At 45.6% G+C, this 15,823-nt stretch carries 10 protein-coding genes and 2 riboswitches; all 10 genes read right to left on the bottom strand.

Annotated features, from left to right (window positions below; all coding sequences use genetic code 11):
- Window positions 1–528 precede the first annotated feature (528 nt).
- Window positions 529–1,866 carry an NCS2 family permease gene (locus D2910_RS09865; protein WP_117313383.1) on the bottom strand — a complete coding sequence of 446 codons (1,338 nt, stop codon included), beginning with the start codon at window positions 1,864–1,866 and terminating at the stop codon, window positions 529–531.
- A gap of 137 nt (window positions 1,867–2,003) precedes the next feature.
- Window positions 2,004–2,105, bottom strand: a riboswitch (purine riboswitch).
- Between the two features lie 86 nt (window positions 2,106–2,191).
- Window positions 2,192–3,730 (bottom strand): glutamine-hydrolyzing GMP synthase, encoded by a 1,539-nt coding sequence (gene guaA, locus D2910_RS09860; RefSeq protein WP_117313405.1) that lies wholly within the window; start codon window positions 3,728–3,730, stop codon window positions 2,192–2,194.
- Between the two features lie 128 nt (window positions 3,731–3,858).
- A riboswitch (purine riboswitch) is annotated at window positions 3,859–3,960 on the bottom strand.
- Between the two features lie 32 nt (window positions 3,961–3,992).
- Entirely contained in the window at window positions 3,993–6,179 is a 2,187-nt protein-coding gene (locus tag D2910_RS09855) for a transglutaminase TgpA family protein (RefSeq protein ID WP_117313382.1), read from the bottom strand.
- Window positions 6,176–7,390 (bottom strand): DUF58 domain-containing protein, encoded by a 1,215-nt coding sequence (locus tag D2910_RS09850; protein ID WP_117313381.1) that lies wholly within the window; start codon window positions 7,388–7,390, stop codon window positions 6,176–6,178. The genes D2910_RS09855 and D2910_RS09850 overlap by 4 nt, the downstream gene beginning before the upstream one ends.
- Complete coding sequence (locus D2910_RS09845) at window positions 7,387–8,337, bottom strand: AAA family ATPase (RefSeq protein WP_117313380.1); 951 nt, start codon at window positions 8,335–8,337, stop codon at window positions 7,387–7,389. The genes D2910_RS09850 and D2910_RS09845 overlap by 4 nt, the downstream gene beginning before the upstream one ends.
- A gap of 160 nt (window positions 8,338–8,497) precedes the next feature.
- Window positions 8,498–9,325 carry an ammonia-dependent NAD(+) synthetase gene (gene nadE, locus D2910_RS09840; RefSeq protein WP_084242633.1) on the bottom strand — a complete coding sequence of 276 codons (828 nt, stop codon included), beginning with the start codon at window positions 9,323–9,325 and terminating at the stop codon, window positions 8,498–8,500.
- Between the two features lie 11 nt (window positions 9,326–9,336).
- Window positions 9,337–10,806 carry a nicotinate phosphoribosyltransferase gene (locus tag D2910_RS09835; RefSeq protein ID WP_117313379.1) on the bottom strand — a complete coding sequence of 490 codons (1,470 nt, stop codon included), beginning with the start codon at window positions 10,804–10,806 and terminating at the stop codon, window positions 9,337–9,339.
- Between the two features lie 449 nt (window positions 10,807–11,255).
- Window positions 11,256–11,936, bottom strand: coding sequence for a GNAT family N-acetyltransferase (locus D2910_RS09830; protein ID WP_117313378.1), 681 nt, complete (start codon window positions 11,934–11,936; stop codon window positions 11,256–11,258).
- A 40-nt stretch (window positions 11,937–11,976) separates the two neighbouring features.
- Entirely contained in the window at window positions 11,977–13,593 is a 1,617-nt protein-coding gene (locus tag D2910_RS09825; RefSeq protein ID WP_165850167.1) for a glycoside hydrolase family 13 protein, read from the bottom strand.
- Window positions 13,594–13,782: 189 nt separating this feature from the next.
- Window positions 13,783–15,795: a penicillin-binding transpeptidase domain-containing protein gene (locus tag D2910_RS09820; protein ID WP_117313376.1), complete on the bottom strand. Its 2,013-nt coding sequence runs from the start codon at window positions 15,793–15,795 to the stop codon at window positions 13,783–13,785.
- Between the last annotated feature and the right edge of the window lie 28 nt (window positions 15,796–15,823).

The following is a 15,823-nucleotide window of genomic DNA, read 5'->3' as shown; positions in this document are numbered from 1 at the left end:
CGAAGAACGCACGATTCGCTTTGATCTGTTTGCACTGATCAGTAAGTTGTTTATTGACGTTTTGCTGTTCAGTTTTCAAGGTTCAAGTTTGAAATTTAACGCCGCGCTCATTGGCGACTTTATTAATATACCAGCTGACATATAACATGTCAACAAAAACATTAAAGTTTCTTTAGGGTGTCACTGCATTAATTATAACAGAATTTTCACACAATAAAATTACAATAGAGTTACAACTTTGAAAGGAATAATTTCCTTTACATGCAAAGCAATGACGGAGTTTTAAATAACTGCAATTCTGCGCCTTCCTTCTGACTAAGAACTGCTCTTTGTCGCCAGCACCTCATTTCTATAAACGGTCAGCGCACTATACTTCCAACTCATTTGTAATGGGGTTATAAATATTAGCCGATAATTTCTAGCTCATATTCTCAAACTGGAATTTTTGACTTTCTTCTATATATAATATCGCCATTGAAAAAGCCCGCCAAAAATTTGGCGGGCTTTCACTCTCATTAAGCTCATCACTTAAGCGAGGAAAATAAAGTACAGAACAAATATTACAAACAGTCCGTACATAATCGGGTGGACTTGCTTCCCTTTCCCTGCAGCTATCATTGTAATCGGATAGAAAATAAATCCGATTGCAATCCCGGTCGCGATACTATAGCCCAAAGGCATAGCAATCATCGTCAGGAACGCTGGGACAGCGATTTCGAAACGGCTCCAGTCAATCAGCCCCAATGAAGATACCATCAGCACACCCACGATTATCAAAGCCGGCGCAGTGACCGCACTAGTGATAACTTCAAGCAGCGGATAAAAGAGGATCGCTACCAGGAACAGGACGCCGGTGACAACAGAAGCAAATCCTGAACGGGCTCCTGCCGCAACTCCGGAAGTCGATTCGATATAGGATGTAGTAGTCGACGTACCAAAAATCGCGCCACCAACAGTCGCAATAGAATCAGCCAGAAGAGCTTTGCCTGCTCTCGGTAATTTATTGTCTTTCATCAAACCTGCCTGATTTGCAACAGCAACTAAAGTTCCGGCTGTATCAAAGAAATCGACAAACAGGAAAGTTAATACCACGACCAGAAACTCAATAGTCATCAGAGATCCGAAATCATTGAAGATCGGTTCAAGAGCTACACCGAATGTCGAACCCATACTTGGGACGTTCAAATCAATAACAGCACTCGGCAAATTGACGACTCCGAAAATCATTCCAACCACGGCAGCAATCAAGATTCCGAAGAAGATGCCGCCTTTAAATCCACGGACCATGAAGATGACAGTTACAAATAAACCGAAAATGGCAAGCAGTGTGGAAGGATTCGTCAAATCGCCGATTCCTACCATTGTATCCGGATTGCCAACGATGATCTCAGCATTTTGAAGCCCGATAAAAGTGATGTAAAGACCGATCCCAGCACCCACTGCATACTTCAATTCTGCAGGAATTGCATTAATGATCGTTTCACGAACGCCCGTTAATGTTAAAAGGACAAAAATGACACCTGAAAAAAGCACGCCGGTTAAGGCAGTCTGCCAAGGAATCCCGTAAGTTAAAATAACCGTATACGCGAAGAATGCATTCAATCCCATTCCTGGCGCTAGAGCAATAGGGTATTTCGCCAACACTCCCATCAATATCGAACCAATTGCAGCAGCCAAAGCCGTAGCCATGAAGACAGCTCCGTAATCCATACGCATCGAATCGGGCAGGTCAGGCACCGAAGCCAAAGTCAATGTCAACGGGTTGACTACCAGGATATAAGCCATTGCCAAGAAGGTTGTTAAACCGCCAATAAATTCCCGGCGGTAATTTGTGCCAAGCTCTTCAAACTGAAAATATTTCTTCATTTTTTCTATTTCCTCCGCGTGCTGCCGCAAAATGCAGTTAAAACAAAAGGACGCATACAGCAAAATGCCGTATGCGCCCTTCGATTTTAATTTCTGAAATAATTATTTCAGAAAAAGTCCGACTCCCTTTAAAAAGATGGGAACGTGACTTAAATCGTAGTCGAGTCATTTACGGTAACTCGGTAGAAACTTTCGGGCCATATCCCCGACATTATACGACAGCGTTATTTAATTTCTATTGTAGAATAACACATCTCCCTGCAGCTAACAAGGCTAATCACGAACAATGGTTAAAGTTTTTAACTTTTAGTTCGTGATTCAGCTTTTATTCCCATTCAATGGTTGCTGGCGGCTTGCTCGTGATGTCGTAGAGTACACGGTTGATGTGATCCACTTCGTTGACCAATCTGACACTGATTTTCTCGAGGACATCCCAAGGAATGCGGGCCCAGTCAGAAGTCATACCGTCTATCGATGTTACGGCACGGATGCCGATTGCGTAATCATAGGTACGCGCATCGCCCATGACACCGACGCTGCGGATGTCAGGAAGAACGGTAAAGTATTGCCATATATCGCGGTCCAAACCAGCTTTGCTGATTTCATCGCGCAGAATCCAATCAGATTCGCGGACGATTTCAAGTTTTTCTTCAGTGACCGCTCCCATAATCCGGATACCCAGTCCTGGTCCCGGGAACGGCTGACGCCAGACGATTTCATCAGGCATACCCAGTTCTGTGCCAAGGACACGCACTTCATCTTTAAATAAAGTATTCAGTGGTTCAATCAATTTGAACTGCATGTCTTCCGGCAGTCCGCCGACATTGTGGTGGGATTTAATCGTCTGGGCAGTTGTCGTGCCGCTCTCGATAATATCCGTATACAAAGTTCCTTGGGCCAGGAAATCCATGCCTTCCAATTTGGAAGCTTCATCATCAAATACATAGATGAATTCATTGCCAATGATTTTACGTTTTTGTTCCGGATCCGTCACGCCTGCAAGTTTGTTCATGAAGCGGTCGCGCGCATCGATTTTGATGACGTTCATGTTAAAACCGTCAGCGAAAGTTTTCATGACGCTTTCCGCTTCGCCTTTACGAAGCAGTCCGTGGTCGACGAACATGCAAGTCAGCTGGTCCCCGATTGCCCGGTGAATCAATACTGCAACAACCGAAGAATCCACTCCGCCGCTCAAGGCACATAAAACTTTTTTATCTCCGACTTCTTCACGGATCTTTTCGATTTCAAGTTCGATGTAATTCTCCATCGACCAATCCGCGCTCATACCGCAGATTTCGAAAACGAATTGACGAAGCAATTCATTGCCATAGATTGAATGGCGGACTTCCGGATGGAATTGGACACCGTAGAATCCACGTGACTCATCTGCCATGGATGCAATTGGACAGCCAGCGCTCGTACCGATGACATCGAAACCTGGAGGCGCTTCGGTAACCAGGTCGCCGTGGCTCATCCAGACAATTTGTTCTTCAGGCAAGCCGGAAAACAATTTGCTTTCCTTCACCAATTTCAATTCAGCTTTGCCGTATTCACGGTTCTGCGCTTTTTTCACGTCGCCTTTCAAGTGCAAAGCCATCAGCTGCATGCCGTAGCAGATCCCCAGAATCGGAAGACCCATTTCAAAAATCGCATCGTCTATGGAAAAAGCATTTTTATCATATACAGAATTCGGACCACCTGAAAAAATGATGCCGGTAGCGTTCATTTCCTTGATTTCTTCAGCTGTGACTGTGTGTGGATGCAGTTCACTATAGACGCCAAGCTCACGAATTCGGCGTGTGATCAACTGATTATACTGACTGCCGAAATCTAATACGACGATTTTACTTTGTTCTTTTAACATTGGACTGACTGGCAAAACCTTCACCTCTTCTGATCGATTTCAGGCGGCACAAATAATAAAAGAACGCGAAAAAGCTCCTCGCGTTCTTTTGCTCTACATCAAAAAGGCGAAGCCCCATGCAAAAAATTGCATGCGGCATCCGCCTTCATAGTCAAGTCATTTCCGGGGACTTGGTAGAGACATCCGATCCATATCACCGGACATATATGAGGGCACCTGTACTTTATAATTTTCTCAATTGTACAAGTTAGCCCGCCCAAAATCAACTGGTTGTGCGATTGATTAAGTTTTCCCAACTTTCCTTCAATTCGCGCCATTCCACAGTTTCGGGGCGGCCTCCGTAGACAGATTGTTCATAGGAAGCCGTCAGGCGGGTCATTTCCTTAGTACCAAAGAAAGAATCGATATATCTGGCATAAGACATCAACGTCTGTCCATCTTCCCTTTTGATCCCGTAGAGATCCAGTTGCTTCAGCAATCGGAGATAGGCCTTCTCAAAAGTCTGCTTGCCATTTCTTCTTCGGTAATACGGCACCAATATTTTTGGCAGCCACCTTTGGCGCTTCAAAAACAAGACAATTGACAGCAAAACAAATGCGGCCATTCCCAGGAAAATAGAGCCTTTATTATCTGCCGCATATTCGCCGAACCGGTCCCACAGACTCGGACCATCCGACCCGGCAGATGCAGCCGCCTCTTCATCTTCTTCCTCAAGCTCCGGTTGCTGCGGACGCTCAGGCAGTTCCTGTTCTTCTGGATCTGATGTTTCGATATCCAAGTCAAAATCAATCTGTGAAGATCCGGTGAAGCCGATTGTCGGCTCAAACAGCATCCAGCCTACTCCGGGCATATATGCTTCCACCCAGGAATGGGCATTATTATTTGTGACTTCGTAAACTTCAGTTTCACCATTGCTGTCTACCTGCACACCCTCGTTGAAGCCTTTCACCCAACGGGCAGGTATATCCAAACTCCGCAGCAATACGACCATGGAAGTGGAAAAGTTATCACAATAGCCACGTTTGGTTTCGAATAAAAATTGATCCACGTAATCTTGATCTTCTTCAGGCACCGGTATATTCGTCAGACTGTATTCGAAGTCATTTCTTTCAAAATAGTCTTCGACAGCGCGGGCTTTATCGTAGACGGTTTCCGAATTCATCGTAATTTCCTGAGCCAGATCCCTGACTCGCTGCGGCAATTCTTCGGGCAGCTGTTTGTAGCGGTCAAATTCAGGCGGCAGTTCGGCCAATTTATCGACGGTCGATTCCCGGAGGCCGGTCAGACTGTAAGATGGTTCATTGAATTGAAGCTCAACGTCATCAGGCTCGAAAGGCGCACCGCTCAATAATGGCTCAATTTTTTGGTCAACCGCTGAATAACTATAGCGGATCTCGCCATTCATCTGGATGGATTCTATTCCATATGGATAAAGGACAAACGGAAAATCCTGCTCCATTTCCAGTACCGCGTTCTGCGAATCATCTTCCGTTCCCGGTTCAAATTCTGTTTCTATTAAATCACCATTACTGTAAAGAACCGGTTCACTGACAGGCTCACTCAATTCCCAGCCTTTGGTAGTGTAAGTATCTTTCGTTTCTACTTTCCAGTATTGCCCATCTTCCACTTCGGCACGAAAAGCTGGGGTGTCGTCACCAAGAAATGATCCCCCCAGTTCAGAATCATCTACTCCGTAGCCGATGCGTCCAACTGCAGCCGGTCCAGGTCCGCCTTCTCCAGAAAAAGAAGTGATATACGGCACAGGGTCCGGCCATAGCGGGCCCGCTTTAGGCAAATAAAGGGCAAGTGCCGTAGAAACCGCCACCATGACAAATAATGGGATGATGAAACCCGCGAGGCGCTCGATTGTTTCATTGATCCGGTGGCCCTCAAGCCATCTCGCCAAATGAAGCAAGCCTGCAAGCATCAGGCCAACGACCATGATGCGTATGATTGCAGTATCCCCGTTATAAGGGCTGAATGTATCAAGTACCGCAATAAAAATAACCGTTAGAATATAAAATAGGAAGATGCTTAAACGGAAACTGACCCAATAATGGATCAGGTAAACCGCCATCCATAATAAACTGAAGAATAATACCGTCCTGAATATATCGGTGGTTTGTGCCCAGTCCTGGGCAAATAACGCCGCTATATTTATTTGCAGGTCATCCAGGATAAAACCGAGAGCTTCAAACGAGAAAATAGTCGCCTCAGTATAGACATAGATCAGAAACCACATGATGTAGACCATTTTAACGCCAGCGGCTATGGTCCAGTGCACGTGCAAGAATGCCATGAGCAAGCTGATGGCGATAAAAATCAGAAACAGCGGTTTATGGCCGGTATCGGTCAAAGTGATGACCGGAGTGAGCCATTCCGCCAATAAGAGGAAAACCAAGATATACAAAATCGCCATGAACGCCTTATTTTTACGAATGGAATTCATTTGCGGCCCACCTCCGTAAAGACCGAAGCGAAATTCTCCGGTGCTACAAGTTTTACGATAAAGCCCTTTGAAACTGCGAATTGATGGGCAGCTTCATCTGCCTTGTCAAATTTCTCGCCTTTATTGGACAGCACAAGGCACATGCAAGTATTGAGATTCTTAACATTTCTTCGAATAGCTTCGACCATTTCCACGGTCAATTTAGTTGTAACGTAGATTATAGTGGTAGCCCGTATTTGTTGAAGATCTCTGCTGACTACTTCTTCAGCCGGCCGATCAAGATCCGGCAGGATTTTCGTCAAGTGATACATGACACGCTGCAAATGGCTTTCTGAATGGATGACCGGAAACGAATCAAGGGTGCTGCCGATTGATAAATAAGCGACGCTTGAATTTGCTCTCACAATCGACTGCAATAAAGAAGCAGTGAGTTCAACCTGGAGTTCAAATTTATCGGACGGTTTACGATCATCCAGCAAAAATAGATCTTCGGCTTGCCGGTCTTCGAATTCCTTGGTGCGCAGGGTTTGCGTCCGCGCAAATGATTTCCAGTGGATCCAGGAAACCCGATCCCCCGGCTGGTAATCGCGGATTCCGGTAGCCATGGTCGTATCCTTCACCAATGTATGCGGAGCGGCCATCGCTCCCTGATCATAACTGGATTCAATTGCCCGGTACGGAATATCATGCGTTTTAGGATAAACGAGGATCGTCTGTTTCAATGGAAACATTTTTGTTTTTTTGGTCCAGCCAAAAAAATCTGCGACTTCGAGTTCAATACCTTCCAGCACGTGCTCGCCTCTCGGCATATCGTCGATTTCATAGCGCCACGTATGGGATTTTCGGAAACCGGGCATAAACATTGTCCGATTATCCGCAGGATTCCGTTTTCGCAAAGCGATAGAGTTCGTTTTTTCGGTCAGTACTGTATATAGAAGAGGAAAAGACAATTTCCGTTTGAAATGCACTGTCGCTGAATACTTCTGGCCTCTTCTGATTTGTGCAGTATGGATTTGGCGGGTCATTTCAATATCCTGCAGCGGATAGAAAATCAGCAGCAGCGAATACAGCACAAACGGCAAGGCCATGTAAAAGATGAACCAGCTGACGAAACCGCCCTGGAACATCGCAAATGAAAAAGTGAGCAACAGGATAAAAACAACAAATATTATCCTGCCCCAAAGAGAGAGGGCTTTTTTGATTTGTTTCATTGGCCGACTAGCCTTTGGACAGGCACTTTTGTTTTCGTTAAGATGCGTTCCGTAATTTCTTCCGCCGAAATTCCGTCATAGCGGGCTTCGGAACGGAGCATGATGCGGTGGCCAAAAACAAATTTCGCCAGGTACTGGACATCATCCGGCGTCACGAAATCCCGGCCCCGCAGTAAAGCATAGGCTTGGGCGGACTTCATCAAAGCGATCGAACCTCGTGGGCTTACACCTAAATAGACATATGGATCATTTCGGGTTTGCCGCGCAAGATCGACGATATAGCTGCGGATCGTTTCATCCACTTTGACATTTTTGGCTTCGCGCTGTAATTCAAGCAATTCTTCGAGTGTAATGACTGACTGCAATTCTTCGATCGGAACGGAAAGCTGTGAACGGTTCAAGACTTCCATTTCTTCTTTCGAAGTAGGATAACCCATTTTAATTTTCAGAAGAAAACGATCCAATTGCGCTTCCGGCAGTGGATATGTCCCTTCATATTCAATCGGATTCTGTGTGGCCATGACGAAAAACGGTTTGGGAATCTGCATAGTGACGCCATCGATGGTAACGGAAGCTTCTTCCATTGCTTCGAGCAGAGAAGATTGGGTTTTTGGGGAGGTACGGTTAATTTCATCGGCTAAAATGATATTGCCCATAATCGGACCCGGGCGGAAATTGAATTCCATATCTTTCGGATTATAGATTGAAACGCCGACTACATCTGAAGGCAATAAATCCGGAGTGAACTGGATACGCTTAAAGTCGGCACCGACTGATTTCGCCAACGCCCTGACCAGCATGGTTTTGCCGACACCCGGCACATCTTCCAGCAAAACATGTCCATGGGACAGCATTGCCACCATACTCAGTTCGGCAATGTCACGCTTGCCGATTATGACTTTCTCGATATTATCGATAACTTTGTTTAATTGTTCTTTTGGATTCATCATCTTTTCCCCCAATGGGTGACAAAAATATTTTGAATTGTCACATTCTTACTCATTAGCATAACGAATTATGAGCAATAACTCAACTGTGCAGTCACCGCGGGCAGGCATTTTCTCATAAAGAAAAGCCCTCGCTGAGAGGACTTTTCATCTTTAATATTTATTTCCAGAAATCGTCGAAGACCGTAATCGGAAGTTTGCGCTTATGCTGCGTCTTCAGATAATAACCTTCCAATTTCTCACGGGCTTCATCGGGTATTTTCTTGCCTTCCAGATAATCATCGATCATATCATATGTTATGCCAAGTGCCACTTCATCAGGAATGGCGGGCTTGTCTTCTTCAAGATCGGCAGTCGGAATCTTATTATAGAGATGCTCCGGACTTCCCAATTCTTTCAATAATTGCTTGCCCTGTCTTTTGTTCAGACGGAAAAGGGGTGTGAGATCCGCAGCACCGTCCCCATGTTTTGTATAGAAACCGGTGATCGCTTCAGCTGCATGGTCCGTTCCGAGCACGACAGCATTGTGCATAGCGGCTACGGAATACTGGGCTTTCATGCGTTCTCTCGCTTTTTCATTGCCTTTGATAAAATCCGTCAATTCGATTCCCGCCTGTTCCAAGGCGCGGTCACTTGCATCGACAGCTTCTTTGATATTGATGGTGTAAGTTTTAGTCGGATTGATGAACTTCAACGCATCCTGTGCATCGTGTTCGTCAAATTGTTCTCCGTAAGGCAGACGGACTGCGTAGAAACCGTATTTATCGCTTCCGGTTTCCTCATTCAGTTGATCGACAGCCATTTGAGCCATTTTTCCAACCAGCGTCGAATCCTGGCCGCCTGATATGCCGAGTACGTACCCTTCAAGGAAGGGATGTTTCTTCAAATACTCTTTCAGGAATGAAATAGTTCGGTCTATTTCCTCGCTCGGATTGATTTCTGGCTGAACTTTCATTTCATCAATGATTTGCTGCTGCAGTTCTGTCATGTAAAATCCTCCTATCGTTTTGAGAAACTTTGAATGGAATCACGGACTTCCTGGATATTGCGCATTTTATTGTCCCAGCATTTCTGGCTGAGATCGACCGGATACTCTTCAGGATTCAATGAACGTTTATACTCATCCCAAAGAAGATCGAGGCTCTTTTTGGAATAATCCTGGATTTCCTGGACTGAAGGGTATTCATAGGTGATTTCTCCATCTTTCACGACTTGTGTATGGATATTCACGGCATCGAAATTGGTAACGAATTTTGAAACAAAAGTATGGACCGGATGGAACATCTTCAAACGTTCTTCGGATTCCGGATCTTCGTCCACCATCGTGATATAATCCCCTTCTGATTTCCCGTTTTCCCTGTCTATGATCCGATAAACTTTTTTCAGTCCGGGTGTAGTGACTTTTTCGGCATTGCCGGAAATTTTTATGGTATCTTCCATCTGGCCTTCTTCGTTTTCAATCGCAACAATTTTATAAACGGCTCCTAGCGCAGGCTGATCATAAGCTGTAATCAGCTTTGTTCCGATCCCCCATGAATCGACTTGCGCTCCTTGCGCTTTCAGATTCAGGATGGTGTATTCGTCCAGATCATTTGACACGACGATTTCAGCGTCCGGGAAACCTGCTTCATCCAGCATTTTCCTCGCTTCTTTAGAAAGGAACGCAATATCGCCGCTGTCCAGGCGAATGCCCTGGAAGTCGATTTGATCTCCAAGTTCTTTGGCCACTTGGATCGCAATGGGCAGACCCGATTTTAAAGTGTCATATGTATCCACTAGGAAAACGCATTTTCTGTGGCGCTTCGCATAAGCATGGAAGGCTTCGTATTCATCTTTATAAGCCTGCACCATTGAATGGGCATGGGTGCCGGCAACAGGGATTCCGAAAAGCTTGCCAGCGCGGACGTTGCTTGTCGCTTCCAGTCCGCCGATGAAGGCAGCGCGCGACCCCCAGATTGCCGCATCCATTTCCTGTGCGCGCCGTGTGCCGAATTCCATGACACGGTCATCTTTTACAATCTGTTTGATCCGGCTGGCTTTAGTTGCGATCAATGTCTGGTAATTAACGATGTTGAGTAAAGCCGTTTCAATCAATTGCGCTTCCGCCAACGTGCTTTCGATGCGGATCAAAGGTTCATTCTGGAAAACCAACTCACCTTCCACAACCGAATGGACAGCTCCAGTAAATTTGATGGATTTCAGATAATCCAGAAAATCTTCTTTATAGCCCACTTCTTTGAGATACGCGAGATCCGATTCCGAGAATTTAAAGTTTCTGAGGTACTCCAGCACCCGCTCCAATCCGGCAAAAATAGCATAGCCGTTGCCGAACGGCAATTTCCGGAAAAACAGCTCAAAAACTGCTTTTCGTTCATGCATGCCATCCGCCCAATAGGCTTCCACCATATTGATCTGGTATAAATCGGTGTGCAGAGCCAGACTGTCATCCGCATAATTCGTATTTTGCATTTGATCTCCTTCTTCCGCTATTCATAAGTTCAATTAATTATACCCTATTAGACCCATTTCAAAAACGAAAGCCAACCAGCATCCCAATTAAAAGAGTTAAATTTGACAAAAACACGTCTTCTGTGCAATAATATTTAAGTTAACACAGAGGTAACTGGTATATTTGATAATCTGGCATTCTACATTAATGTTTTTGAGAATACTTATTCACACTGGCGCGATTTAAGGATCGCAAGGACGTAAAAGAAGGTAGGGTTTACGTTGCTTAAGTTAGAAAGCACCCAGTGGAACACTGACCGCGGCACTGAAAGCAAATACTTTCAACGGAAATGATTCCCCTTTCTGAAGGGTTGAAAAATTGAATCAAGCTATATAAATGTTACCTTAAAACAAACAAAGGGGCGCCTCGATACGATATCGGGAGCGTCCCTTTTCCAATTCCACCGTCTTTATTGACTTTCGTACGCAACAAACGGATTCTTCCATTCCATCAATAAAGCGTAATTTCCCGAATCTTCATCATCCAGATAATTTTTCACCAACTTAACCGGGGTTCTCCCGCTGCGCATCAGAAAAGTGATGACTGGGTCTTTCAATTCACCGGTCAAAACTTTTTCGGCATACTTCTCGGCAGTCATTCTGCTCGAAACCCGTTTATATCCAGGCATTCGGCCACCGCCGATCACCCGCTCCAGACGGTCTTCAATCACTCGTTCATAAGCTGCCTGCAGCAAGAGCTTGCCGAGCTCCATCTTCCGGTACAATGGCCTGATGCCGATATCCACTATATAAAAGTTCTTGCCTTCTGGTTCATGAGTTCTGATATAACCGCTGTCCGTCACTTGTTCCCAGTTATGTGAATTGGAATCATCATCATCATCTCCCACTAGCATCCCGGTCAATGACCCCGCGAGTTCCCCTTCGATCTCTATGCACAGCGCCCCTTCCGGATAATGTGCAAGATGACTCAACAACTGCTCCCGGTTCCACAGCAGCTCATCAGGAAAAGGCGGAGGAAAACATTCCCTTTGTATATTGATCAGCGCTTCAAAGTCCGCTTCCCCGTAATTCCGTATGACCGCTTTTGAAATTTCTTCCCCTTTAAATACATATTGCTCCTTATAATACAATTGCCGCTCTCCTCCAATTTCATTTTTTTACATCCTTCTTTTATTCCAATAAATAAACACGGGCTTCATAAGGCTGCAGTTTCTGCTCCATAAACTCAGTATAATTCGCTAAAAGAAGCTGCCCTTTTTCCCTCAGCGACCAGTGGCAGCCGTCACTGTCCAAATGGGAAACCACAAGAATCCGGGTATTTTCGTATTCACGGATATAGGCGTATACGTCCGGACAATCTGTTTCAGCAAGTTTTGTACTGCCGTATAAAAGACATTCCCGGCTCTTGCGCAATACAATCATTTTCTTGTAAAAAGATAAAATCGATCGGTCATCTACTGTTTGGGCCTCGACGTTCAACCAATTATAATTGGGATTCAGATCAATCCACGGCTTGCCAACAGTAAAGCCCGCATTGGTGCCGTCATGCCATTGCATCGGGGTGCGGGCATTGTCCCGGCTGACTTTTTTGATCGCTTCCATCAATTCTTCATGCGGAACACCCTGCATCCGTTTATATCGATAGAAGTTCTTTGTTTCAATATCACGGTACTTTTTAATATCATCAAACGGAACATTTGTCATGCCGATTTCCTGTCCTTGATAAATAAACGGCGTACCCTGCATAAAAAAGTACATACAGGCAAGGGCGGTGGCACTTTCCCGCCAATAATTCCGGTCATCTCCCCAGGTTGATACGGTTCTCGGCCGGTCATGATTTTCGAGATAGAGGGAGTTCCATGCGATGCCTTGTGCGCTGCGCTGCCAACGATCCAAAATCTTTTTGATGGTCATTACATTATGATCTGCATCGAGATCCTGGTTCCAGTTTTCATGGGCCTCAAGACTGAAAATCATATTGAATTTCCCTTCATCTTCACTTATCCATTCAGCCAATTCATGGGCTCTGATACTATTTGCTTCACCCACTGTCACAACATCATATTTCGCGAAGGTCTCATCGCGTAACTCCTTAAGAAAATCCTGTATACCTTCAACATTCGTCATTTTTCTCCATGCCGGCACATAATTTTTGCCTTCGGGATTTGGCATATCCGTTAAATCTTTTTTGAGGTGATTGATGGCATCCACTCGGAAACCGTCTACGCCTTTCTCAATCCACCAAATGATCATATCGTACAGTTCCCTCCGTACTTCGGGATTCTCCCAATTCAGATCCACCTGGTTTTTGGTATATAGATGCAAATAATACTGGTTGGTTTTCGGATCGAATGTCCATGCCGGCCCCCCGAATATGCTTTCCCAATTAGTAGGCTTGTCGCGCCAAATATACCAGTCGCGTTTCGGATTATCCTTGGACGATTTGGATTCATGAAACCAGGGATGCTGATCGCTTGTATGGTTCAAGACCAGATCCAAAATCAGCTTCATACCCCGGGAATGGATTTCTGCCAGCATGTTATCAAAATCTTGCATCGTCCCCATTTCAGCCATGATCTCCCGGTAATCACTGACGTCATAACCGTTGTCGACATTAGGGGACTTATACATCGGGCAAAGCCAAAGGATATCCACTCCTAAACTTTGCAGATAATTCAGCTTTTCGGTGACGCCATTCAAATCCCCTATCCCATCACCGCTTGTATCCTTAAAACTCCGCGTATAAATCTGGTAGACCACTGCTTCCTTCCACCAAGTCTTCTTCACGCTTTCCCCCTTCTTCCCATTCTTAATCAAACCAAAACGAACTAAAATCCTCCTAAATATAGTATTCTCTGAAAGCATCAAAAAACCTGCTTTAATGCTGTTTTTTTGACAAACATATAAAGCCTGAGTTGAAATTCTTCTATAATCATGAAAAAATCGCCACCTTAATATAAGGTGGCGATCACTGTTTTATTGGTAGAACTGTTCGAATGTCTCACCGACCATGCCGGCTACATAGGCGCTTCCGTCATTGTCCCCCACATCTTCAATCATCATGGCGATGATGAATTCGGGATTAGCGGAATCGTAAGCAATGAAGAACCCATTTTCCTGTCCGCTTTCTTCGCCAGCTGCCTTCAGCTCAGCGGTACCGGTTTTGCCGGCCAGCGGAATATTTTCAAGATTCGCCTCTTGTGCGAATCCATCAACCACCACGTTCCGCAAGTCGGTGCGAAGTATTTCCGCATTCTCCGCTGAAACCAATCCGTCCTTCCAGACTTGCGCATCTTCTTCTTCAAGCAGCAGCGTCGGTTCATGCATGACGCCATCTGTCAGAAACGGCTGGTACACCGATGCCAAGTGAAGAATATTCGCCAGCATCTGCCCCTGTCCGAATGAGGTGTCCGCCTGCTGCCCTTCAGAAGAGATGTTTCCATCATTCGATATTTGTGAAGACTGCAACGCGAGCGGATACGGGATTTCTTCACCAAAAGCGAAGTTTTCCAATCCTTCCACTAACGTGCTTCTTCCCATTTCCAGCGCTTGTCTCGCAAAATAGATATTATCCGAATAAACAAGCGCCTTATTCAAATCAATCGGATTGGGTGCTTCCGGATGGACTCGCGTCACTTCGTAGCCTCCCCAATCATCTTTTTGCCATGTCTCACCCTCGATCGTCAGTCCTTCCGACGGGTCGAGGGTTCCTGCTTCAAGGCCGATTGCAGCAGTTACCGGTTTTATCGTCGATCCCGGGGCATAGCTTTGGGCAAATCGGTTATATAGCGGCATCAAAGGATCTTCTTTTAACTCCTCGTAGCGTTCACCACTCATGCCCAGCATGAATTCGCTTGGATTAAAGCCCGGCGAACTTAGAAGCACCAGCGTTTCTCCTGTCTCCGAATCGACAGCTGCAGATGTTCCCGCTTCGCCGTCCATCGATTCATAAGCAACCTGTTGCAATTCAGCATCGATGGTCAATTGGATTTTTTCCCCGTCCACAGCCTGCTTTTCTGCGACGGTGATCTGTTCCTCCTCTTTGTCGATATAGATGCGCATGCCATCTTCACCGCGCAGCCGATCTTCCAATTGGCGTTCGAGCCCTTGCCGGCCGATCATATCATTTTCTGTATAATCCTGTTCCTGCAGCTCACTCAACTGCTCAGCCGTAATCGGACCGATGTACCCGATCAGATGTGACAGGGCTTCACCATATGGATATTCACGCATGGCGGTTTCCTGATGCATGGTTCCCGGAATTTCCAACACCTGTTCAAGCAATTCCGTGTTGTCATTCGATGTTTTGCTGAGCGGCACGAATTGGCTCAGGTTATTCTGCACCCAATCCTGCTCCAATTGCCGATCGATTTCTTCAACAGACATGCCGAGCAATTCAGCGAGCTGTTCTTTATCAGCGGCATCTGTGAATTTCTCAGGCACAACTCCGATTGACCTGCCGGTGCCATTGACGGCGAGCGGCTGATCATTGCGGTCATACAATTCCCCTCTCGCTGCAGCCTGCCTGTTGATGCGCACCGGATCACCGGCTTCAAGCTGCGGGAAAATGAAAGAAGGCGTCCACTCGACAAACCAATTTCCCGCTTCTTCCGTTTCTTCATACAGAAGAGTCATGGTTTCTTCAAATTCCACTGGACCCGCGAGTGTATCCATTGACACCTGCACTGGAAAATCAGCCGGCTGTTCCTGTTCCCATTCAGTATCTTCCGGAGCTTCCGTAAAAGTCACTTCAAGGTTCTCTATGCCAAGGTCTTCATGAAGTTTCTGCTGGCGGTCAATGAATTCATCCGTTCCGTAAGCCGCTTTCGTTCCTTCATTCAAATATATTTCATACATCTCTCCAAATTCGAGATTATTCCAGTGTTCTATGTATTCAGCTAACCGGTCTTCCGGCGTCACTTGTTCCTGGCAGCCGGAAAGAAAAAGAGCCATAGCCAAAATAAAAAGTACGATTATTATTTTTTTCATTTCTTCCCCCACTTTCTTAATAATCAGC

This window comes from Planomicrobium okeanokoites (assembly GCF_003428875.1).
GTDB classification, from domain to species: domain Bacteria; phylum Bacillota; class Bacilli; order Bacillales_A; family Planococcaceae; genus Planococcus; species Planococcus okeanokoites.
This window is presented reverse-complemented; position numbering and strand designations above follow the sequence as displayed.

Bases quoted from the DNA above. Each gene is read 5' to 3' on its own strand.
- D2910_RS09855 (WP_117313382.1), bottom strand. From the start codon at position 6,179: ATGAATTCCATTCGTAAAAATAAGGCGTTCATGGCGATTTTGTATATC.
- D2910_RS09835 (WP_117313379.1), bottom strand. From the start codon at position 10,806: ATGCAAAATACGAATTATGCGGATGACAGTCTGGCTCTGCACACCGAT.
- D2910_RS09845 (WP_117313380.1), bottom strand. From the start codon at position 8,337: ATGAATCCAAAAGAACAATTAAACAAAGTTATCGATAATATCGAGAAA.
- D2910_RS09850 (WP_117313381.1), bottom strand. From the start codon at position 7,390: ATGAAACAAATCAAAAAAGCCCTCTCTCTTTGGGGCAGGATAATATTT.
- D2910_RS09820 (WP_117313376.1), bottom strand. From the start codon at position 15,795: ATGAAAAAAATAATAATCGTACTTTTTATTTTGGCTATGGCTCTTTTT.
- guaA (WP_117313405.1), bottom strand. From the start codon at position 3,730: ATGTTAAAAGAACAAAGTAAAATCGTCGTATTAGATTTCGGCAGTCAG.
- nadE (WP_084242633.1), bottom strand. From the start codon at position 9,325: ATGACAGAACTGCAGCAGCAAATCATTGATGAAATGAAAGTTCAGCCA.
- D2910_RS09865 (WP_117313383.1), bottom strand. From the start codon at position 1,866: ATGAAGAAATATTTTCAGTTTGAAGAGCTTGGCACAAATTACCGCCGG.